This is a genomic window from Marinactinospora thermotolerans DSM 45154 (assembly GCF_900167435.1).
GTDB classification, from domain to species: domain Bacteria; phylum Actinomycetota; class Actinomycetes; order Streptosporangiales; family Streptosporangiaceae; genus Marinactinospora; species Marinactinospora thermotolerans.
In genome coordinates this window covers 50,470-72,216 of the sequence record NZ_FUWS01000007.1, presented here as the reverse complement: position 1 = coordinate 72,216, position 21,747 = coordinate 50,470, and the positions used below count along the sequence as shown (strand labels likewise).

Here is a 21,747-nt window from a genome sequence, read left to right as displayed (position 1 = left end):
ACTTCTCCCCAGTCAGCCGGGAGGGGCCGGCGCCCGGCGGCGCCGGGAGGGGAGGCGGCGGCCGGGCAAGGGCGCTCACCTCGCCTTCGACGCTAGACAGCCGGCGTGAACCGGATCGCCACACGGGGTGAACGAGCGGTGGTGGGTAGGGATCCACGGCCGCCGCGCCGCTCCGCGACCTCCCATCGCGGCCCCCGGCACGGCAGCATGGGAACCCGCACCGTCCCCGGACAATGAAAGGGAGTCGCATGACCCTCGTCGAATGGGCCGAGCGCGTCCGCGCCGAGCTGGACCTGCCGGACGAGATCGGCAAGGCCGACGTCGACCGGATCCTCGACCTGGCCAAGGACGCCGCGCACTCCGTCGCCCGGCCCGCCGCCCCATTGACCACCTACCTCCTGGGCATCGCGGTGGGCCGGGGCGCCGACCCCGAGCAGGCCGCGCGGGTCCTGAGCCGGCTGGCCCTCGAACAGGCGGGTGACAAGTCCGGCAGTTGATTCGGGCGGGGCCGGAGGTGGCCGAAACCGGGGTGAGGGAGAAACGTGACGCCGAAGTGACGAAACGGTGTAAACCTTGCCGTGCGTACCGGCCCCTTCGCCGTATGGTGCGCCCAGCCACCGCCGGCCCGGTCCACGTCACCGACGCGCGTCCGGACGACGGTTTCCCGGAACGACACTCAAGGGAGCTCCTCCGTGGAACAACTCCAGGGCATCCTCGACCAGGTGTCCTCGACCGTCTGGGGGCCCTACGTCCTCATTCCGCTCCTCCTGGTCACGGGCATCTACCTCACGGTGCGGCTGCGCGGCCTCCAGTTCCGCGTGCTCTTCCACGCCCTGTGGCTGGCCTTCGTGCGCCGCAAGGAGAGCGGTGAGGAGGCCAAGGGCGACGTCTCCCACTACCAGGCGCTCAGCACCGCGCTCGCCGCGACCGTCGGCGTCGGCAACATCTCCGGTGTCGCGCTGGCCATCGGCGTCGGTGGCCCGGGCGCGCTGTTTTGGATGTGGGTCACGGGTGTGCTCGGTATGGCCACCAAGTACAGCGAGGCGCTCCTCGGCGTGAAGTACCGCCGCCCCGACAGCAAGGGCGAGATGAGCGGCGGTCCGATGTTCTACCTGAGCCGTGGCCTCGGCGGCGGCCTGGGCAAGACGCTGGGCCTGCTGTTCGCCCTGTTCGGCGCCATCGCGGCGTTCGGCATCGGCAACATGACCCAGGCCAACGCCGTCGCCGGCCAGCTCGCCGGCACCTGGAACGTCCCCGAGCAGGTCACCGGCGTGATCCTGGTCGTCGTCGTGGCGGCCGTGGTCCTCGGCGGTATCAAGAGCATCGGCCGGTTCGCCTCGGCGGTCGTGCCGGTCATGATCATCCTCTACGTCGTCGCCTCGCTGATCGTGCTGGCCGTGCACGTCACCGACCTGCCGGGGGCGCTCGCGCTGGTCTTCACCGACGCCTTCACCGGTACCGCCGCCGTCGGCGGCTTCGCCGGTTCGGCGCTGATGATCGCCATCCAGCAGGGCATGGCGCGCGGGATGTTCTCCAACGAGTCGGGCCTGGGCACCGGCGGCATCGCCGCCGCGGCGGCCAAGACCGGGCAGCCGGTCCGGCAGGCCATGGTGTCGATGACCCAGACCTTCATCGACACCATCATCGTCGTCACGATGACCGGCATGGTCATCATCGTCACCGGCGCCTGGAGCTCCGCCAACAGCGACGACGGGTCGCTGATGACCTCCTTCGCCCTGTCGGAGGGCTTCGGCGCGATCTCCGGGGGGCTGGCCCCCCTCGGCGGCTACATCGTGTCGATCAGCCTGGTCTTCTTCGCCTTCACCACGCTGGTCGGCTGGTGCTACTACGGCGAGCGGTGCATGGACTTCCTCGTGGGCCGCAAGGCGGTCGTACCGTTCCGGCTGCTGTTCGTCGCCGTCGTCTACGTCGGCGCGACCATCGAGCTCAGCCTCGCCTGGACCTTCAGCGACATCGCCAACGGTCTGATGGCGCTGCCCAACCTGGTGGGTCTGCTGCTGTTGTCGCCCATCGTGGTCGCGGAGACCAAGAAGTACTTCGCCGACCCCGAGTGGCGTAAGGCCGAGATGGTCGACGTCCGTTCCTGAACCCGAACGGCCCCGCGGGGCGCGACGGCCCCGGCCGTCGCGCCCCGCTCCCGTTCACGGGGTTCCCGGAAGGCCCGAAGGTGGTGGCCTGCCGGGACGACGTGGTGCGGAACCCCCGCCCGGACCGAAGGCGCGCGGGCGCTGTCGACCGGTCGCGCGCGACGGGCCACAGCCCGAGGCCGGGCGGCGCGGTCGGACGCCCGTCCCGCGTCCGTCACCCGGGGTCCCGCACGGCCACCGCGACCCCGGACACCAGGGGCGGCCCCGAAGGACCGGGAGGAACGCGGAGGAGGGGACGCGAAGGACCCTGACCCCGCGCCAGGACCCGCCGCCGCCCGGAGGCGCGCCGGGGCACGCGCCCGACCGGTGCGCCCGGCCGTCCCCCGACGCTCCCGGAGAGTCGGGCGACGACGGCGCCGTCACCACCAGGCGTGGAAGTGGTGTACCGGTCCCTTGCCGTGGCCGACCTCCAGCTCGTCGGCGCGGCGCAGCGCCTCGGTCAGGTACCTCTTGGCGTCGCCGACCGCCTGCGACCACGTCGCTCGCTGCGGGCGCAGCGCGGCGATCGCCGACGACAGCGTGCACCCGGTCCCGTGGGTGTTGTCCGTCGCGACCCGCGCGGCGGTGAACGTCTCGGCCTCGCCCTCCGGCCCGACCAGCAGGTCGGTGCTGTTCTCCCCGTCGAGGTGTCCGCCCTTGAGCAGCACCCGGCGGGCGCCCAGCTTGACCAACCGCTCGGCCTGCGCCCGCATCCCGTCGAGGTCGACCGCCTCGGGTTCCCCGAGCAGGTCGGCGGCCTCCGGCAGGTTCGGCGTGATCAGGTCGGCGCGCGGCAGCAGCTCCGACCGCACCGCCTCGATCGCGTCGGCGGCCAGCAACCGGTCACCGCTCTTGGCCACCATGACGGGGTCGAGCACGATCCGGGTCAGACCGTGGCGGTCGATGGCCCCGGCGACCGCCTCGATCACCCCGGTGGTCGAGAGCATCCCGATCTTCACCGCGTCCACGCGGACGTCGCCCAGCAGGGTGTCGAGCTGGGAGGTGACGAACTCCGGCGGGACGTCGAGGACCTCGGTGACGCCCGTCGTGGTCTGGGCCACCAACGCGGTGACCACGCTCATGCCATATCCGCCCAGCGCGGAGAAGGCTTTCAGGTCGGCCTGGATCCCCGCCCCGCCGCTGGGGTCGGTACCCGCGATGGACAGGATGTTGAAACTGCTCACCGGACGTTCCTTCGCTAGTACGAACTAGATCAGGTTCACGGGTGTGATCTCAGCCGGCCCCGACCGGCACCCCGCGCCCAGGCAGACCATAGCAACGCCGCGACCCCCGCCCGTGTTCCCCGTCCCGCCCCGTTCGCTCAGCCCGCATCCTGCGTGGCGGTGACCTGCGAAGGCTCCGGCGGATCGTCGGGGAAGAGGAGGGAGGACAGGTACTCCACCAGCAGCGGCGCGACGATCAGCGTGATGATGCCGGCCACCACCGACACCGCCAGCCTCCACCAGCGTCCGTCCCCTCCCACCTCCGCGGTGGGCGCCGGGGGAGCCCACGCCATCGTCCCCCGGCCCCGGGCCGGCGTCACCTCCCGCCAGGCCCCCTTCAGCTCCGACACGTCCAGGCGGGTGGGGGTGGAGTCCTGTGGGGCGTCGGCGACGGAGGCGAGCGCCACGTCCAGTTCGCGCCCCGAAGGCCGGTGCCGGGGGTCGTACTGGAGCATGCCGTTGAGCACCGGACGCAACGGTCCGGCCAGCCGCATCGGGTCGGGCTGCTCCTCCAGCGCGGCGGTGAGCCGCTCCGCCTGCGAGGCGCGCTCGAAGGCGGCCCGCCCCTCCACCGCGAAGTACAGGGTCGCCCCCAGCGACCACAGGTCCGAGGCGGCCGTCACCGTCCCGTCCCGCAGCCGCTCCGGCGCCACGTAGCCGGACGAGCCCGGCAGCCGGCCGGTCAGCGTCAACGACTCCTCCGTGTCCGACACGGCGATGCCGAAGTCGGTGAGGACCACCCGGCCGTCCGGCAGCACCAGGACGTTGCCGGGCTTGACGTCACGGTGCAGCACGCCCGTGGCGTGCGCGGCCTCCAGGGCGGCCACGAGCCGGCGGCCGATCTCGGCCACCCGACGTGGCGGAAGCGGTCCCTCCTCCTCCACCATCCGGTCCAGCGCCCGGCCGCGCAGCAGCTCCATGACGATCCAGGGCCGGTCGGCCTCGCGCACCACGTCGTGGACGGTCACGATCGACGGGTGGCTCAGCCCCGCGCAGATGCGCGCCTCGCGCATGGTGCGGCGCAGCAGCTCCTCGCGCAGGTCGGGGTCGAGGTCGGGGGAGACCCGGACCTCACTTGACCGCCACCCGGCGGCACAGCAACTCGTCCTCGGCATGCCAGACCGTTCCCATCCCGCCGTGGCCGATCGGCTCCAGGAGACGGTAACGTCCGGCGAGTGAGCGGGGGGCCATGGATCCAGACGATAGCGGGACCTTTCCCGCCCCGCACCGTCCGGCTCAGCGCTCGCCGGAGGGCACCGTCCCGCGGGCCACGGCCGCGGCCCAGCGGTAGTCCTGCTTGCCGACGGCCGTGCGCTTGACCTCGGCCACGACGTGGATCCTGCGGGGCACCTTGAAACCGGCGAGGCGGGCGCGGCAGAAGTCCCGGATCTGCTCGTCGGAGGGGCGGCGGCCCGGGGCCAACGCCACGACCGCGGCGACGCGCTGGCCTAGGCGTTCGTCCGGGGCCGAGACCACGATCGTGTCATCGATGTCGGGGTGGGCCTTCAGGACCGATTCGACCTCCTCGGGGTAGACCTTCTCCCCACCGGTGTTGATGACGGCCGAACCGCGTCCCAGCAACGTGATCGAACCGTCCGCCGCGACCGTCCCGAAATCACCCGACATCGCCCACCGCCGGCCCTCCGCGTCCACGGGGAACGTCTCCGCGGTCTTCACCGGATCGTTGTAGTAGCCCAGCGGGATGCGGCCGGTGCGCGCGATCCGGCCGATCTGAGGTGACCCCGGCGGCAACGGGCGCAGCGCGTCGTCGAGCACCGCCACGCTCGCACCCATCGTGAAACGCCGCGCGGTGTCGGCCGAATCGCTCTGCGAGGCCCCGCAGACCCCCGTCTCCGATCCGCCGTAACTGTCGTTGAGCGTGATCCCCGGCCGCCACGACCGCCATATCTCCCGCACCGTGGGCGTCAACGGGGTCCCGCCCGAGGTCACCACCGTCAGCTCCGGACAACGGTGGGGCTCGGCGAGCAGCTGTTCGCCGATCGGCCGGGCCATCGCGTCACCGACGCACTGCAGCGTGTGGACGGCCTCGCGGTCGGCCAACGCCACCACCCGTTCGGGAACGAACCGGCGGTCGGTGTTGAGCACCACCGTCAACCCGCTCAGCAACGCGCTCAACGCGTTCCACTGTCCCGCGGCGTGCATGAGCGGTCCGAGCACGAGCATCCGCCGCGCCTGCGCCGACCGCGCCCGCGCGGCCAGGTCATCGACACCAGCGGCGCGCGGGGTGCCGGGCCGGCGCCGCTCCAACGCCACGTGGAACAGGTCCTCCTGACGCCACATGACCCCCTTGGGGTAGCCCGTCGTGCCGCCGGTGTAGAGCAGGTAGAGGTCGTCCCCGCAGGTCCGTGGGGGTTCCGTGGGAGCGGGGCGCGCGGTGGCCAGCGCGGTCTCGTAGTCGGTCCCGGGCAGGGCGGCGGGACCGGGGGAACCGTCCTCCAGCAGCACCACGTGCCGCAGCCGGGGAAGGTCGGCGCGGACCTCGGCCACCCGGCCGACCAGCGACCGTTCGGCGACCAGCGCCACCACGTCGGCGTCGGACAGGACGTGCCGCAACTCCCCGGCGACGTAGCGGTAGTTCACGTTCACCGGCACCGCCCCGGCGCGCCAGGCGCCGAACGCGGCCTCCAACCACTCGACCCGGTTGAACGCCAGGATCGCCACGTGCTCCCCGGGCCGGACGCCCGCCTCGCGCAGGTGTCGGGCGAAGCGGCCGGCTCTCTCGTCGAGCTCGACGAAGGGGACGCGGCGCTCCCCGGAGATCACCGCCGTGCGCCAGGGCACCGCCGCGGCGACGGCGGCCAGGGCGGCCTCCAGCGAGAAGCCGGAGCCCGACGCCGGGGAACCGGCTCGTCGACATCGCTTTTCGGTCATGTGTGTCCTTCGCATGCGTCCCACCCCCCGGACGGATATGAGGACCGATCCTGCAGGTATGGGCCAGGTCACGTCGGACCGGGGTCGCCTCTTCGCGTGGCGGCCCCGACCGCCGGGAACGCGCCTCAGCAGCCCTTCCACGGGCGGACGTCCGCGCGCGTCGCCGGTCCCGCTCCCACCCCACACGGCCCTGTGTCGGGGCTCACGGCGCGACGGGGGTGAAATCCCAGGTCACGGGCATGAACAGGGGAGAGGTGACGTGCCGGACAGCGGTGCGTGCGGGCGGTCACCCCACGTGTCCTCCGGCGCGCGGACGAGACCACGGGGGGAAGGATGAGGCGACAACACGATCCGCCGACGGAGTACGCGCCACTTCGGCGCATCCCGGTCCTTGCCTCCCAAGGGCCCCGTCTGTTCCACTGCTGGGGGCCACCCGAACAGAGCCCGGAACGGATTTCCGGGCATGCCTTCTCAACGGGCGGGCCGTGATCGAACCACGATCAACGGTGATCGGAGAGCTGGATGAGCGACACGCGCAGTCTGGGCCACGAAGCGGTGAACGGCGGAGACCCCGCCGGCCCCGTCATCTCCACCACACAGCACATCGGACTCGCCGAAACCCACTCGGCGCACAACTACGCCCCCTTGCCCGTCGTCATCGCCGAAGGCGAGGGCGCCTGGGTGACCGACGTCGAGGGCCGACGCTACCTCGACTGCCTGGCCGGCTACTCGGCGATGAACTTCGGGCACCGCAACCCCGACCTGCTCGCCGCGGCACACCGGCAGATCGACCGCGTCACCCTCACCAGCAGGGCCTTCTACAACGACCAGTTCGCGCCGTTCGTCACCTCACTGGCGCAGCTGGTGGGCAAGGAACAGGTCCTGCCCATGAACACCGGCGCCGAAGCCGTGGAAACCGGCATCAAGGTCGCCCGTAAGTGGGCTTATGAGGTCAAGGGCGTCGCGGCCGGGCAGGCGACCATCATCGTGGCCAGCGGGAACTTCCACGGCCGCACCACCACCATCATCAGCTTCTCCGAGGACCCCGAGGCCCACGACGGGTTCGGTCCCTACACCCCCGGGTTCCGCATCGTTCCCTACGGGGACGCCGACGCGATCGCCGGCGCCATCGACGAGACCACCGCGGCCGTGCTCATCGAACCCGTCCAGGGCGAGGCCGGCGTCATCGTCCCGCCCCCCGACTACCTGCCCCGCGTCCGCGAGATCTGCGACCGTGAACGGGTCCTGTTCATCGCCGACGAGGTCCAGTCCGGTCTCGGCCGCACCGGCACGGTCCGCGCCTGCGAGCACACCGGCGTGATCCCCGACCTGTACCTGTTCGGCAAGGCCCTCGGCGGCGGCATCCTCCCGGTCTCCGCGGTCGTCGGCGACGCCGAGGTGCTCGGCGTCATCAAACCGGGCCAGCACGGCAGCACCTTCGGCGGCAACCCGCTCGCCTGCGCCATGGGACGCACCGTCGTGCGGATGCTCGAAGAGGGGCCCTACCTGGAGAACGCCCGTTCGCTGGCCGAGGTGCTGCGGGCCGGGGTGCGGGAGTTCGTCGGCAACGGGGTCGTCGCCGCCCGCAGCATCGGCCTGTGGGCCGGCATCGACGTCGACGAGTCCCTGGCCACGGGCCGGGAGCTGTGTGAACGCCTCGCGGCACGCGGCGTCCTGGTCAAGGACACGCACGGCTCCACGATCCGGCTCTCCCCGCCGCTCGTCATCAGCGCCGACGACCTCGCGTGGGCGCTCGAACAGATCGGCGCCGTCCTGGCCGACCTGCGCGCCGGACGCTGACGGCCGCCCCGGCACGGTCCGTGACCGGATTCCGGCCACCGCCAAAGGCGGCCGGGATCCGGTTCCGGATCGCCGGATGTGCGGAGCCGGACCAGCGGAGCGGTCCGGCTCCAGAGCCGCCGATCGCCTGGGCGGGGCGTGTAACGCGACAGCGTCCTGGTGAAGCCGCCGGTCGTCTTCTGCGGTTCTGCGGGCTTCGCGCGCGGGGCGGGCCGAAGGGGGTCGGTGCAGGGACGCCTCACGGGGGGCTTCGCATGCCGTGGGGCGGCGCGGGCGTGAATGTCACCGTGGTGGTGAGCGCGTCACACTACTCGTGATCTACGTCGTAAAGGCAGCTGCTTTCAGTGGAACCAAGGATCACTGGAATCAAGCGAGAAGGACCCTCCTGTACACGAGTCCCGATGCGGCGCGTCGGCACCACCGCGCGGGGCCGGGGGAGACGGAAGAAGCAGGACGCTGCGACAGGAGGCGCGCCCGACACGGGCGGGGACCACCACGGGTGGGGGACGGGGAAAGGGCCCCGTCGAGTAACCGGCACGCGTTCCGCTCCACCACGAGGCGAGGTCCCGCCGGCGCGCGCGGGAGCCCCCGGTGCTCTCCGCCGGACGCGGACCGATATGATGCCGATCACGGCGTTCGTGGTCCGGAGTCGACGGACCACCGCCTGATACCGGGTCGCTCGGCCCGGACGATCCTTCTCCGGCCTGATCACAGGCCCGTTCTCCCGGTCACGGTTCTTCAGTCCGTGGCCGTTTCCGACGGCTCCCACCGAAGAGCCGCCCGACGCGCCGTGGCCACCCCGCCCCGGCCGTAGCGGACCGTCGCGGAACGGTCCACCGCTCACATCCGCCTCGACGGCACCGCCGTCCACTTCGCCGTGCCCACACCAGGCCCGGCCTCCCATGAACACCGACACCAGGAGACAGCCATGCCTTCTTCCGGTCCCGTCCAGGACTTCCCCCGCCAGTTCGCGCGTACCCGTCGCCTCTCCGTCGGAGTGCCCCACGACCTCTCCGTCTCCGAGGACGGCCGGCGCGTGCTGTTCCTGCGTTCCGTCGACGGAACGGATCCGGCGGACCGGCTGTGGCTCTACGAGGACGGTCGGGAACGCCTGCTCGCCGACCACGGCCCGGCCGGGATCACCGGCTACGCCGCCGACGCCGCGGCGCGCGTCGTCGCCCACGTCTGCGGCGGAGACCTGTGGGTGACCTATCCCGACGGGAACGCCACGCCCGAACGGGTCACCACGGCCGGACCGGTCACCGACCCGCGTCCCTCACCCGATGGGCGCTCGATCGCCTACGCCACCGGCGGAAGCCTGCGCCTGCTCACCTCCGACGGCGAGGACCGTCTCCTCGCGGCCTCGGAGGGCCCCGACATCACCTACGGCCTGAGCGACCTGGTATCGGCGGGATCGATGGGCCGAACGCGCGGTCACTGGTGGTCGCCCGACGGCACCCGTCTGCTGGTCGCCCGCACCGACACCTCCCACGTGCAGTTGTGGCACATCGCCGACCCCGCCGATCCGGCCGCGCCGCCGCGCACCGTCCGCCACCCGGTGGTCGGGACCGCCAACGCCGATGTCTCGCTGTACCTGTTCGACCTGGACGGCCGGCGCACCGAGGTCCACTGGGACAGGGAGCGCTACGAGTACCTGCCCGCCGTGGACTGGGACGCCCACGGCCCGTTGATCACCGTGCAAAGCCGCGACCAGCGTGTCCTGCGCGTCCTCGCGGTCGACCCCGCGAGTGGCGAGACGCGCCTGCTGGATGAGACACGCGACCCCGCCTGGGTGGAACTGGTCCCCGGAAGCCCGCTGCGCACCGCCGCGGGCGCGCTCGTCACCACCCGGGACGAGGCCGACACCCGACGGCTGGCCGTGGACGGCGCACCGGTCACCCCGGTGGGGCTCCAGGTGAGGGCCGTCCTGGGCGTCCAGGGCGAGAAGGTCCTGTTCACCGCCTGCGAGGACCCGGCCGAGACCCATGTCTGGTCCTGGTCGCCCGGCCGCGTCCCGGTCCGGATCAGCCGGGAACCCGGCGACCACGCCGCCGTCATCGGGGGCGGCACCACCGTGCTGGTGAGCAGGGTGGGCGGGCGCGACCAGATCACCGTCCTGGAGGAGGGAGGGAGCGCCGGGCGCATCGCCTCGCTCGCGCAGCGACCGCTCGTCGCACCCGCGCCGGCGTTCCTGCGGCTCGGGCCGCGGGAACTGCGGACGAACCTGTACCTGCCCACCGGGCACGAGCCCGGATCCGCGCGGCTCCCGGTCCTGCTCGACCCCTACGGCGGTCAGCAGTTGCTGGTCGCCACCCGCGGACTGGGCTGGCCGTCCCTGGTGTCACAGTGGTTCGCCGACCAGGGCTTCGCGGTGGTGGTGACCGACGGGCGCGGAAGCCCGGGACGCGGGCCGGCATGGGAGAAGGCGATCCGCGGCGACATCCTCACCCACGCCGTCGAGGACCAGGTGGCCGCGTTGCACGCCGCCGCCGAGCACCACCCCGACCTGGACCTGGGCCGGGTCGCCATCCGCGGCTGGTCCTTCGGCGGGTTCCTCGCCGCGGGCGCGCTGCTGCGCCGTCCCGACGTCTTCCACGCGGCCGTCGCGGGCGCGCCAACCGCCGACCAGCGGCTCTACCAGACCCATTGGAAGGAGCGCTACCTGGGCCACCCCGAGGAGGAGCCGGAGAACTACGACCGCTGCTCGCTCATCGCCGACGCGCCGCTGCTGCGCCGGCCGCTGCTCCTCATCCACGGGCTGGACGACGACAACGTGGCCTTCGCCCACACGCTGCGCCTGTCGGCGGCGCTGCTGGCCGCGGGCCGCGCCCACCGGGTGCTGCCCCTGCCCGGCACCGGGCACCGCGTCACCCGGGAGGACTACGCGGAGAACCTGTTGCGTCTGCAACTGGACTTCCTGCGCGAGGTCCTGCCCGACGCACACTGACGCCGGGGTACGCCCCGCGTGGCGGCGTCCGCCCGGTGCGGACGCCGCTACCGGACCTCGGATGCGAGCACGTCGGGGCTGGCGTTCTCCACGGTCGCCCGTGACACGTACAGGGTGCGGCCGGGGCCGGCCTCGATGCGCTCCCGCACCCGCTCGCCGACGGCCTCCTGCCCGGCGGCGTTGGGATGGAAGGTGCTCCGGTCGATCTTGAGGCCTTCGGTGAGGTCGCGTAGCAGCACGCCGTTCACCCACGGGTCCTCGGAGCCGACCTCGTGGCCCGCCAACGCGTCGTAGACGTCCACGAACTCCACGCTGCCGGTCTGCCCCGCCTCGGCGATCTCGGTGTCGGTGATGTCCACGGCCGCGCGGATCTGGTCGTTGAAGCGTTCGACCGTCTCGTTCAGCCACACCTGGTCGCTGGAGGTCAGCGTGTAGTACATGCCGGTGGGCTCGGTGGGGAACAGCCGCGGATAGCCCAGCACGATCACCCGGGCGTCCGGCGCGCGGTCGCGCACTTCGCCGATCAGCTCCTCGAACGTCTCCTCGAAGGCGCCCATCCGCCGGTCGATCTCCTCCTCCTGGCCGATGCAGGCGCCGCTGTCCAGCAGCGGGACGCGCAGCATGCACGTCTTCAGCACCGAGGTGAACCCGAGGTCGTTGCCGCCGATGCCGATGGTCACCAGGGAGGCGTGCGCGGTGACCCGGTCCAGCTGCGAATCGGTGGTGCCGAGCGACTCCAGCATCGCGTTGCCGCGCTGTCCGCTGCACGCGAGGAAGGCCAGGTCGCCGGCGAAGTCGTAGGTGTCGGCGATCTTCTCGGGGTAGGCGTTGGCCGAACGCCAGCAGCCGTCCGCCACCGCCGTGCCCGGCAGGTAGTCGTCGGCCCCGTCGCCGGAGGAGTAGGAGTCGCCGAGCGCGAAGTAGTTGCCCCAGGTGGCCGCCTGGAGTGGGGGGAGGGGGAGCCGCCAGTCGTTCTCGTCCAGGTCGCGGCCGGGCGAGACCGGGCCGCCCGCGCAGCCGGCGCCGTCGGACAGGGAGCACCACGCCTGGAAGAGGCCGTCGCGGGTGGTGGGGATGGCCAGGACGAGCGCGCACACCAGGGCGAGGGCGGCGGAGACGGAGGCGAGGACGGCCCGTTTGGTGCTGACGGCCGGTTTGCGCACTTCCCCCATCCGCCTTTCGTGTAGCGGGTTGCCGTCCTACTAGCGCACCAGGCTACCCGGAGGCGTAGCGGAGGCCGGCGACCGGAAACGGACCGGCGAGGCGGATTGGACCCTTCGGATCGGTGGGAGGGGGCGCCGGCCCCGGGCGTCCGTCCGGTACCGGGGGAAAGGGGGCCGGCGTAGGTAGCGGCGGGCAGGCCGGGGAGGTGAAGATCACGGCCGTGCGGGCTGTTTTCGGTGAGGCGCTAACCCGGATACCGAACAAGGCCCCTCGTGGGGGGCAGGAAGACGGTGGTGGCGGACGCGGACCGGACCGAGGGGATCGTCGTCCCACGCGCGCCTCGCGCAGGCGGGGCGTGGCCTTGTCGGGAGATGGGCGGGACGTGTCGCCCGCCGTTCACCCGGGACCGGATGTCGCTCGTTGTGGCCGTGGACGGGGGCCGGCAGCCGACGGGGTGGGGCTGGGACATGCGTTCCCCGGCCGGTGCGGGGTGGGGCGGGCGAGGGCGCTGGACGGGATGAGGGGCGTTCGGCGCTGGCGGGGCGCGGCGGAGGGCCGGGGCGGTGTTCTCGTGGACCTCGGTGTGCGCCCCGTGGTGCGCCATGGGCCTCCTCGGCAACCTTCTCCTCGCGCGGGACCGGGGCGCGCGCCGCGATCGGCGCGCGCCCCCGCCGGCGTGGCAGGTCACAGGCCGGCCCGCGGGTGCGGCCGGCAGGTCTAGGCGGGCGAGGGCGAGACGTCGGCGTCCGGTTCGTCCCGGGAGAGCTGTTCGATCCGGCCCCCCTCCCACACGAGGGTGAGCGTGTCGCGGCCGTCCTGGGTGGAGACGCTGAGTTCGGCCTCGTACTCGGGACCTTCGACATCGCCGGGTCCAAGGGTGGCGATGTCGACGCATTCCAGGGTGAGGGTCGCCGGATCGGTGTCCAGGTGCGCCTCGCCGAGACATATGGGGATCGACGCGCCGGCGGTGGATTCGACGTAGTACTCCAGCGGCGCCCCCGACGTGCTGGCCTGTCCGTCCTCATCGATCTCCAGGGACATGGCGGAGGGCAGGAGGGCCAGGTCGGACGTTGGCGAGGAGGAGGACCAGGCGCCCACGGCCTCCTGTGGCGGTAGGGCGGCGAAGGAGGCCGAGGGGGACGGCGCCGCTGGTTCGGTGGGGGAGGGGGCGGGGGAGGAGGGGGACGCGGCGGGGGGTTCTCCGGAGGGGGAGCAACCGGTGAGGAGTCCGAGCGCCACGACGGTTCCGAAGGGAGCCGCGCGCACCGCTCCCCCTCTGTCCTGCGGGTGGGAAGGCATGGGTCCAGCCTGCTGTGGCGGGCACTCTCCGTCAACGCGTGTGTGCCTACTGTGGACATCTCCGAAAGGGGAGATACCTGTGACTTCACCGCCCGGAAAACGGGGTGAAAGAGACCTTGGTGGACATTCGGTCCCCCTCGGGAGGCCCGGATACGGGAAAGCGGTGGACGGGGCGGACACGGGTCGGAAGAATCCCCGGCGGGCGCGGCCACCAGGCGTCCTCGGGTCACGACCCCGAGCCATCATGATCGCGGGAGGCGGCATGACCGGTGACGTTCGCGGATGGGGCACCGCCCCCGCCGCGCTGATCGTGGCGATCGCCCTCTCCGGCTGCGCAGGGGGGACCCCCGCGGAGTCCGGCCCTTCGACACCCGGCGGTGAGGGCGTCTCCTCGCCCGCGGCGCCGCCCGCCCCCGCCTCGCCGGCCGGGCCGGAGGCGGCCGACGGCGAGGACCTCGGCGCCTGCGCCGACGCCGACTGCGAGGTGATCGTCCACCAGGGGGACGAGATCGTTTTGGACCCCGCAGACCACGGGCTCGACGGCCTGACCGTCGAGGAGGCCGGGGACGGCCGGGTGGCCTTCGCCGCCTCCGGGCCCGGGGTCTCGCTGCGGACCAGTTACGCGGGAACGGTGGGAAGCGGGGGGAAGACCAGCCACCTCAACGGCATCGCCATCACGACCCTGGAGATCGGCGCCGACCACGCGGTCATCCGCCTCACCCCGCCCTGACCGGTGAGCCCCTGGCCCGACCATGCCGCCGTCCGTCAGTGGCGCGTATCACGTGGCCTGGGTCACCGGATACCGCCCCCCGACGGCGTGGCGGTGAAGGCCACTGTTGTTGAATGTTGGCCGACATCCGTACCCGGGCGGGGCCGGCCGTTGTTGTCGCGGTGGTTCCCGCCGGACACCGAGGAAGGGCGCGAGTTATGTCCGAACGGCCCCGGCCCCCTGTTCTCTGGGAACCCGACGTCGACCGACGCGAGCGCGCCAACATCACCGCGTTCGCCCGCTGGGTCCGGGAGAACCGAGGAGTGGACGTCGGCGACCACGACTACGACGCCCTGTGGCGCTGGTCGGTCACCGACCTCGACGGCTTCTGGTCGGCGATCTGGGAGTACTACGACGTCCGGGCCGAGACCCCCTTCACCGCGGTGCTCGCCGAGCGCGCGATGCCCGGCGCCGTGTGGTTCCCCGGCGCGCGCCTCAACTACGCCCGGCACATCTTCCGCGACCGCGACGACGAGCGGGTCGCCATTCGGCACGCGTCGGAGCTTCGCGTCCTGGGGGAGTGGACGTGGGGCGAGCTCAGGCGCCGTACGGCCGCGATCGCCTCGGGGCTGCGCCGCCTCGGCGTCGGACCGGGCGACCGGGTCGTCGCCTACCTGCCCAACCTTCCCGAGGCGGTCGCCGCGTTCTTCGCCTGCGCCTCCATCGGCGCGGTGTGGTCGTCGTGCTCACCGGACTTCGGCGTGCGCAGCGTCATCGACCGCTTCGCCCAGATCGAGCCGAAGGTGCTGCTGGCCGTCGACGGCTACCGTTACGGCGGCAAGGACTTCGACCGTCGCGACGTGCTCGCCCGGCTGCGCGAGGGGCTGCCCACGGTCGAGCACACCGTCGTGCTGTCCTACCTGCGGGACGAGCCCGTCGAGGGGACGCTGTCGTGGGAGGAGTTCGAGGCGGCGGGCGAGGGCGGTGAGCTGACCTTCGAGGAGGTGCCGTTCGACCACCCGCTGTGGGTGCTGTACTCCTCGGGCACCACCGGCCTGCCCAAGGCGATCGTGCACGGCCACGGCGGGATCCTGCTGGAGCAGCTCAAGAACCTCCACCTGCACTTGGACGCGCGGGCCGACGATCGGGTGTTCTGGTTCACCACCACCGGCTGGATGATGTGGAACTTCCTGGTCAGCGTGCTGTTGACCGACGCCTCCATCGTCTTGTACGACGGCAACCCCGGCCACCCCGACCTGGGCGCCCTGTGGGACCTGGCCGAACGGGCGCGTGTCACGGTGTTCGGCACCAGCGCCGGATACCTGGCCTCGTGCATGAAGGCGGACGTGCATCCGGCGCGGGGGCGTGACCTGTCGGCGCTGCACGCGATCGGTTCGACCGGATCCCCGCTGTCTCCCGAGGGGTTCGCGTGGTGCTACCGCGAGTTCGGCGACGGCCTGTGGCTGTTCTCCACCAGCGGCGGCACCGACGTGTGCAGCTGCCTGGTGGGAGGCGTGCCCACGTTGCCGGTCTATGAGGGGGAGATCCAGGCCCGCTCGTTGGGCATGGCCGTGGCCGCCTGGGACCCCGAGGGCAGGGAGGTGGTGGGCGAGGTCGGGGAGCTGGTGGTCACCGAGCCGGCGCCGTCGATGCCGTTGCGCTTCTGGGGAGACCCCGAGGGGACCCGGCTGCGCGACAGCTACTTCTCGACCTATCCGGGCGTGTGGCGGCACGGCGATTGGATCGAGATCACCGAGCGCGGCACCGCGGTCATCTACGGCCGTTCCGACTCCACGATCAACCGTGGCGGTGTGCGCATGGGCACCAGCGAGATCTATCGCTCGGTGCTGGCGTTGGACGAGGTCGTCGACGCCCTGGTGGTGGACGTCCCGCAGCCCGACGGAGGATCGCGCATCGAGCTGTTCGTGGTGTTGAGGGAGGGGGCGGTGCTCGACGACGAGCTCACGGCGCGGTTGGTCCGGGGCATTCGTGAGGACTGCTCGCCGCGGCACGTCCCCGACGCGGTGCGCGTCATCCGCGAGGTGCCGCGCACCCTGTCGGGCAAGGTGCTGGAGGTTCCGGTCAAGCGGATTCTCATGGGGGAGCCGCCCGAGAAGGTGGCCAGTCGTGACTCGCTGGCCAACCCGGAGGCGCTCGACCACTTCGCGAAACTCGCCGGGGAGCGGAAGGGCTGAGGTGGGGCCGGCCTCGTCCGTTCTGGCGCGTGGGCGGGGCCGGCCAGGAAAAAGCCACAGGTGGAACAAATGCCTTCAAGACGCCCTAGCCTGGACGCCGTGGCTCAGCACGCGCCCGGAACGGGCACACAGGAGGCGGTCCGGCCGGACAGCGGGCGGATCGTGGGGGTGGACGTCGCCCGGGCGCTGGCGGTGTTCGGGATGTTCACCGTCCACCTCGGTGTGGGCGCGTCGGGGCTGCTCTCCGATCCGGCCATGGAGACCCTGCACGACCTGGCGCGGGGCCGCTCCTCGGCGCTGTTCGCCTTCCTGGCCGGAGTGTCGATCGCCCTGTTGTCGGGGCGCACGGTCCCGTTGACGGGGCCCCCGCTGCACCGCGCCGCGGCGCGCATCCTGGTCCGGGCCGTCATCCTCGCGCTGCTCGGCGGCCTTCTGGACCTCCTGGACACCCCGATCGCGATCATCCTCGCCTACTACGGAGGGTTCTTCCTGCTGGCGCTGCCCCTGCTGCGGCTGCGCGCGCCGGCGCTCGCGGCGATCGCGGTGGGCATCGGCCTGCTCGGCCCACAGGTCTCCTACCTGCTGCGGTCCGTTCTGGGCGAGGAGGGGGCGCGGCAGGGCTCCATCGGTGGGATCACCGATCTCCTCCTCACCGGTTACTACCCGGTGTGCACCTTCATGGCCTTTGTCGTGGCCGGTATGGCGGTGGGCCGGCTGGATCTGAGGGCGGTGTCGACGCGGGTCGGCCTGGCGGCGACGGGGCTGGGCCTGGTCCTGCTCGGGTACGGCGGTTCCTGGGTGCTGCTGCGTCCGCTGGGGGTGCTGGACCGGCTCGTCGTCGCCGAAATGACCGCCTACGGTTACTACGGGCCGGGCGACACCGCCTTCCTTAGCGACGCCGACCTGGGACCGCTGCGCGCGTGGATGGTCGAGCAGATCGCCTCCCTGCACGGGACGGTGCCCACCACCAGCCCACTGTGGCTGCTGGTGGCATCGCCGCACAGCGGAACCTCCTTCGAAGTGGCCGGCGCCACCGGTACGGCGTTGATGGTCTTGGCGGCCTGTCTGGTGGCCGCGGACCTGCTCGGGCGTGGGCTGTACCCGCTGTTCGCGGCCGGTTCCATGGCGCTGACCCTCTACACCGGCCACATTCTGGTGCTCGCCGTGACCGACGCCGACTACGGGCCGCTGTCGGGCTGTCCGTTGGAGGCGTTCGTCGTGGGCGGGCTGTTGTTCGCCACGCTGTGGCGGGCGCTGTTGGGGCGAGGACCCCTGGAACGGGCGCTGGCCGTGGTGGGGGAGGCCGCCGCCCGCAACGTCGCCCCCGAGCCCGCCGTCCCCCGCTCCGCGCCGCGTAAGCCCGGTGTCTGAGGCGGCCTGGACCCGGTGTCAGGCGGGCCAGCGGGGAGGGCGTTTCTCCAGGAAGGCGGAGATCCCCTCGCGGGCCTCGGGGGTCTGGCTGGCCGCGGCCATCACCTCGACCGCATAGGCGTAGGCGTCCGGCTCGGGCCGGTCGAATTGGGCGTACATCGCCTGCTTGCCGAGCGCCTTGCTGTGCCGGGAGCCGCGGGTGGCGCGTTCGAGCAGGTGCGCGGTGGCCCGGTGGAGGTCGGGATCGGGCACGGCGCGGTTGACCAGCCCCCATTCGGCCGCGGTGACGGCGTCGACGACGTCGCCGGTCAGCGCCATCTCCATGGCCCGTTTGCGGCCGATGGAGCGTGAGACGGCGACCATCGGGGTGTGACAGAACCAGCCGCCCTTGCCCCCTGGAGCCGCGAACCCGGCGCTCAACGCGGCGACGGCGAGGTCGCAGCTGGCGACGAGCTGGCAGCCGGCAGCGGTGGCCAGGGCGTGGACGCGGGCGATCACCACCTGGGGGACGGACTGGATCGTGCGCATGAGGCCGGTGCAGGCGCGTAGCAGGTCGCGCGCGCCCGCGTGGTCGGCGGCGGCGACGTCGGCGAAGTCGTGACCGGCGCAGAAGACCGGGCCGTTGGCGGCCAGGATGATCCCCGTCGCGTCGGTCCCGGCGACCTCCTCGAACGCCTCGACCAGCTCGCGCATGTGCGACAGGGACAGCGCGTTGCGCCGCTGCGGCCGGTTCATGGTGATGGTCACGTGGTCGCCGTCGCGGTCGACCAGGAGATGTTCATACCCCATGTCCAGACGTTACGTCGGTCGGGGAGCCACGTCACGTGTCCTTCCACAGGCCGCCCTTTGGGAGTGGTTTGCGCTGTTTTGCCAGGGGAAGGGCGCAGGCATGACAGCAGCCGATGGAGGAAGGGCGGCGAAGCGCAGGGCGCGCGCGGCGGGACGCGAGGCCGCCGACAGCACGTGGCTGCTCCGCCTGGCACGTGTCGGCCTCGCGGCCAAGGGCCTGCTCTACCTTCTGATCGGCTGGCTCGCGGTACGGATCGGCTTCGAGGGCGGTGGGAGCCGCGAGGCCGACAACGCCGGCGCGCTGCAACTCGTCGCCGGCACCCCCGGAGGCACGGTGGTGCTGTGGGCGGCGGTCGCGGGGCTCGCCGGACTGGCGGTGTGGCAGCTGCTCATCGCCCTGGTCGGCGGCCGCTACGGGGAGCGCGGCGCGGGGGAGCGGCTGGCCTGTGCCGGCCGGACCGTCCTGTACGCCGCGCTGTGCGTCACGGTGGCGAGCGTGCTGGTGGGCGGTGGGACGGGCTCCCAAGACGCCCGGTCGCAGACGTTGACGGCACGGATCATGGAGCTGCCGGCGGGACGCCTCCTCGTGGGGGCGGTCGGAGTCGGCCTGGTCGTCGCGGGCGTCGTGTTCGTCTGGATCGGGGTGACCCGCCGGTTCGGCAGGGATCTGCGGACCGGGGCCATCCCCAAGGAGGCCCGTCCCGTCGTCACCGTGCTCGGCGTGGCCGGAAACACCACCAAGGGGGTCGTCGTCGCGGCGGCGGGGGCGCTCGTCTGCTGGGCCGCGATCGCCTTCGACCCGGACCGGGCCCAGGGCCTGGACGGCACGCTGCGCACCTTCGCCGAGACGCCGGCGGGGCCGTGGCTCCTGGTCGCGGTGGCGCTGGGGGTCTGCGTCTACGGCCTCTACTGCTTCTGCGTCGCGCGCTGGCCCAGGGCCTGAGGGGAGGCCCCGGTATACGCGGCGGTGCGATGCCACTGGCCGAGGAACGAGTCGACGAACCGTTCGGCCCGCTCCAGGAGCAGGGGGGTCGTGCAGGCGCCGGGGTCGGCCAGGCGCCGGCGCGCCATCGATGCCAGGGAGTCGGCGGTCTCGTTGAGCAGGTCGCCCGAGTGGCCCTTGACCGCGGTGACCGTGATGTGGGGCCGGCGTGCCATCTCCTCGGCCAGGCGCACCAGGCTGGGACGCCCTCGCGACCTGCGCCGGGTGGCGTCGTAGCCGCCGGGGAGCCGCCGGGTGTGCCCCTGCTGCCACATCCGCAGGTGGTGGCGTGCCGAGGAGGAGTCGACGAGCAGCGTGAAGGGCGTCTCGGGGTCGACCGCCTCCAAGAGCAGCAGCACGGCGCGCAGTTCCTGGACGAGGACCCGCGAGGGGCCGCTGGGATCGTGGAAGGAGCCGCCCCAGGCGCGCATTCCCCACAACCCGTCGGAGGTCACATAGCCCATGCCGGCGTATCTGTCCTTGACGCTGGCGTCGGTCGCCGCGACCAGGGGGGAGGAGCCCGACCAGCGGCGGATACGCGCGTGGTGGCCGTTGAGGATCCCGGTGGTGCGCCGCGCGCTGATGCCGGCGTTGCGCTGCTCGGCCTCGGCGAGCATGGACGCGGCGGCGTCGAGGTCGCCGACGTAGGCCGCGTCGAAGGCCAGGGCCACGCATTCGGCGACCGGTTTGCGGCGGGCTCCACCCGGTTCGTACACCACGTAGTTGCGTAGCGACTCGGCGCGTTCGGCGAGTTCGCGAGGGAGCCGGCGGGCGCACGCGTCGAACTCTCCTGGAGTCATCGCGGCATCACCGCCCCCTCCGCTCACGGAGAAGTAGCGCACGGGTTCACGTAATGAGGATGTATACGCCTTCGCGGCGCCGCCGACAAGACCGTGCATGCCCGAGTCGGGAGGGGGAAGCGAAAGAGGGCAGGTGAACGGGGACGGTGGATCTGGGGCGGGGAAGCCGGTGGCGCAGCGGCACGACGACGGGACGCCGGAGCGGGACGAGAGCCGGATCGGACGGCTCTTCGCGAGGTTCAGGCGGGCGCGGGGATACGGCGGACACGAACGCGAGACGGTCCTGATCGTGCTCAAGTGCGCCCTGGCCGCCTGCGTGGCCTGGGTGATCGCCGACACCGTGGTGAAGGCGGACTCCCCGGCGTTCGCGCCCTTCTCGGCCGTGCTCATGGTGCAGGTGACGGTCTACCAGTCGGTGGTGCAGTCGCTGCGCTACGTCCTGGCGGTCACGCTCGGGGTCGTCGTCCAGGCGGTGCTGGGATTTCTGCTCGGCACCCACCTGTGGACCTTCACCCTGGTCGCGCTCGTGGCGCTGACGATCAGCAGGTGGCGCCGCCTCGGCCCGCAGGGGCCCCAGGTGGCCACGGCGGCGTTCTTCGCCTACTCGTCGTTTGCGACCGTCACCACCACCTACGACCAGGTGACCCGGTTGACGGAGATCGTGGTGCTGGTGCTCGTCGGCTGCGGCCTGGGCGTCGCGGTAAACCTGCTGGTGCTCCCGCCCATGCGCTACCGCAGCGCCGAGTACGGGATCACCACCCTGGCCCGGGCAATGGACGACCTGCTCGGGGACATGGCGCCGGGGCTGCGCGAGGGGGTCCCCGGTGAGGACCGCACGGGCGACTGGTGGCGCCGGGCGCGGCGGATCGAGGGCCTGGTGCCGCAGGCGCTCGCGGCGGTGGAGGGGGCCCAGGAGAGTGTCCGGTTCAACCCGCGGCGGTTGTTGCAGCGCCACCGGGGCGCCTCCTTCCACGGTTACCGCGACGTCGTGGAGGCCCTGGGGCGGATCACCGAGCAGCTCACCTCACTGACGCGCGGACTGTACTACGCCACCGGCACCGCGGCCGAGGACCAGCCCTACCCGGACTTCCTGGCCGAGTACGGCGACTTCCTGGAGGGGATCGGCGGCGCGACGCAGGAGCTGACGGAGCTGACCGGGCAGCGCCTGGCCGAGCAGGTGGACCGGCTGCGCGAGCATCTCGACACCGCGGGGGAGGGCTATGACCGGCTCGCGGCCACGGTGCGGCGCACGTCCCTGGACCCGGCGGAGATCTCCCACGCCTACGGGATCCTGCTGGTGGACGCCGCGCGGCTGCTGGAGGAGCTCCGGTTCGTTCAGGAACGGCTGGCCCGCTCGATCGGTCTGGCCGCCGACCCCCCGACCGCGCAAGGGGAGGGGCGGTGATCCGTCGGCGCCCTCACCCCGCGC

At 72.4% G+C, this 21,747-nt stretch carries 16 protein-coding genes and 1 riboswitch; of the genes, 9 read left to right on the top strand and 7 right to left on the bottom strand.

Annotated features, from left to right (window positions below; all coding sequences use genetic code 11):
• Nucleotides 1-248: 248 nt before the first annotated feature.
• Nucleotides 249-497, top strand: coding sequence for a DUF6457 domain-containing protein (locus B5D66_RS13795; RefSeq protein ID WP_078762139.1), 249 nt, complete (start codon nucleotides 249-251; stop codon nucleotides 495-497).
• 195 nt (nucleotides 498-692) lie between these two features.
• On the top strand, nucleotides 693-2,108 hold the full coding sequence (locus B5D66_RS13790; RefSeq protein ID WP_078762138.1) for an alanine/glycine:cation symporter family protein: 1,416 nt from the start codon (nucleotides 693-695) through the stop codon (nucleotides 2,106-2,108).
• Nucleotides 2,109-2,527: 419 nt separating this feature from the next.
• Here B5D66_RS13790 and thiD read toward each other — a convergent pair whose 3' ends face one another.
• The 3 genes from thiD to B5D66_RS13775 form a co-directional block, all read right to left on the bottom strand.
• Nucleotides 2,528-3,331 (bottom strand): bifunctional hydroxymethylpyrimidine kinase/phosphomethylpyrimidine kinase, encoded by an 804-nt coding sequence (gene thiD / locus B5D66_RS13785; protein ID WP_078762137.1) that lies wholly within the window; start codon nucleotides 3,329-3,331, stop codon nucleotides 2,528-2,530.
• Nucleotides 3,321-3,415: riboswitch (TPP riboswitch) on the bottom strand. Its footprint overlaps the gene before it by 11 nt.
• Before the next feature lie 53 nt (nucleotides 3,416-3,468).
• A complete protein-coding gene (locus B5D66_RS13780; RefSeq protein WP_078762136.1) occupies nucleotides 3,469-4,485 on the bottom strand; it encodes a serine/threonine-protein kinase in 1,017 nt (338 codons plus the stop codon).
• Between the two features lie 121 nt (nucleotides 4,486-4,606).
• The gene (locus B5D66_RS13775; RefSeq protein ID WP_078762135.1) at nucleotides 4,607-6,262 is read right to left on the bottom strand and encodes an acyl-CoA synthetase; all 1,656 of its coding nucleotides are present in this window, start codon (nucleotides 6,260-6,262) and stop codon (nucleotides 4,607-4,609) included.
• Between the two features lie 522 nt (nucleotides 6,263-6,784).
• On the opposite strand from B5D66_RS13775, the gene rocD reads away from it, so the two are divergent.
• Both rocD and B5D66_RS13765 read left to right on the top strand, forming a co-directional pair.
• Complete coding sequence (gene rocD / locus B5D66_RS13770; RefSeq protein WP_078762134.1) at nucleotides 6,785-8,062, top strand: ornithine--oxo-acid transaminase; 1,278 nt, start codon at nucleotides 6,785-6,787, stop codon at nucleotides 8,060-8,062.
• A gap of 928 nt (nucleotides 8,063-8,990) precedes the next feature.
• On the top strand, nucleotides 8,991-11,009 hold the full coding sequence (locus B5D66_RS13765; protein ID WP_078762133.1) for a prolyl oligopeptidase family serine peptidase: 2,019 nt from the start codon (nucleotides 8,991-8,993) through the stop codon (nucleotides 11,007-11,009).
• Nucleotides 11,010-11,056: 47 nt separating this feature from the next.
• Here B5D66_RS13765 and B5D66_RS13760 read toward each other — a convergent pair whose 3' ends face one another.
• Both B5D66_RS13760 and B5D66_RS25485 read right to left on the bottom strand, forming a co-directional pair.
• Complete coding sequence (locus tag B5D66_RS13760) at nucleotides 11,057-12,172, bottom strand: SGNH/GDSL hydrolase family protein (protein WP_078762344.1); 1,116 nt, start codon at nucleotides 12,170-12,172, stop codon at nucleotides 11,057-11,059.
• A 718-nt stretch (nucleotides 12,173-12,890) separates the two neighbouring features.
• The gene (locus B5D66_RS25485; protein WP_159457269.1) at nucleotides 12,891-13,472 is read right to left on the bottom strand and encodes a hypothetical protein; all 582 of its coding nucleotides are present in this window, start codon (nucleotides 13,470-13,472) and stop codon (nucleotides 12,891-12,893) included.
• A gap of 262 nt (nucleotides 13,473-13,734) precedes the next feature.
• Between B5D66_RS25485 and B5D66_RS13750 the strand changes: the two genes are divergently transcribed.
• The 3 genes from B5D66_RS13750 (at nucleotide 13,735) to B5D66_RS13740 (ending at nucleotide 17,747) form a co-directional block, all read left to right on the top strand.
• Nucleotides 13,735-14,202, top strand: coding sequence for a hypothetical protein (locus tag B5D66_RS13750; RefSeq protein ID WP_144390119.1), 468 nt, complete (start codon nucleotides 13,735-13,737; stop codon nucleotides 14,200-14,202).
• A gap of 197 nt (nucleotides 14,203-14,399) precedes the next feature.
• Nucleotides 14,400-16,376 (top strand): acetoacetate--CoA ligase, encoded by a 1,977-nt coding sequence (locus B5D66_RS13745; protein ID WP_078762130.1) that lies wholly within the window; start codon nucleotides 14,400-14,402, stop codon nucleotides 16,374-16,376.
• Between the two features lie 99 nt (nucleotides 16,377-16,475).
• On the top strand, nucleotides 16,476-17,747 hold the full coding sequence (locus B5D66_RS13740; protein WP_078762129.1) for a heparan-alpha-glucosaminide N-acetyltransferase domain-containing protein: 1,272 nt from the start codon (nucleotides 16,476-16,478) through the stop codon (nucleotides 17,745-17,747).
• An 18-nt stretch (nucleotides 17,748-17,765) separates the two neighbouring features.
• Here B5D66_RS13740 and B5D66_RS13735 read toward each other — a convergent pair whose 3' ends face one another.
• Nucleotides 17,766-18,536: an enoyl-CoA hydratase-related protein gene (locus B5D66_RS13735; protein ID WP_078762128.1), complete on the bottom strand. Its 771-nt coding sequence runs from the start codon at nucleotides 18,534-18,536 to the stop codon at nucleotides 17,766-17,768.
• A 100-nt stretch (nucleotides 18,537-18,636) separates the two neighbouring features.
• Between B5D66_RS13735 and B5D66_RS13730 the strand changes: the two genes are divergently transcribed.
• Complete coding sequence (locus B5D66_RS13730; protein WP_078762127.1) at nucleotides 18,637-19,479, top strand: DUF1206 domain-containing protein; 843 nt, start codon at nucleotides 18,637-18,639, stop codon at nucleotides 19,477-19,479.
• On the opposite strand, the gene B5D66_RS13725 is transcribed toward B5D66_RS13730, so the two are convergent.
• The gene (locus B5D66_RS13725) at nucleotides 19,443-20,318 is read right to left on the bottom strand and encodes a ribonuclease HI (RefSeq protein WP_159457268.1); all 876 of its coding nucleotides are present in this window, start codon (nucleotides 20,316-20,318) and stop codon (nucleotides 19,443-19,445) included. The genes B5D66_RS13730 and B5D66_RS13725 overlap by 37 nt on opposite strands.
• Before the next feature lie 169 nt (nucleotides 20,319-20,487).
• Here B5D66_RS13725 and B5D66_RS13720 point away from each other — a divergent pair, with 169 nt between their 5' ends.
• Nucleotides 20,488-21,723 carry an FUSC family protein gene (locus tag B5D66_RS13720; RefSeq protein ID WP_200813642.1) on the top strand — a complete coding sequence of 412 codons (1,236 nt, stop codon included), beginning with the start codon at nucleotides 20,488-20,490 and terminating at the stop codon, nucleotides 21,721-21,723.
• Nucleotides 21,724-21,747 lie beyond the last annotated feature (24 nt).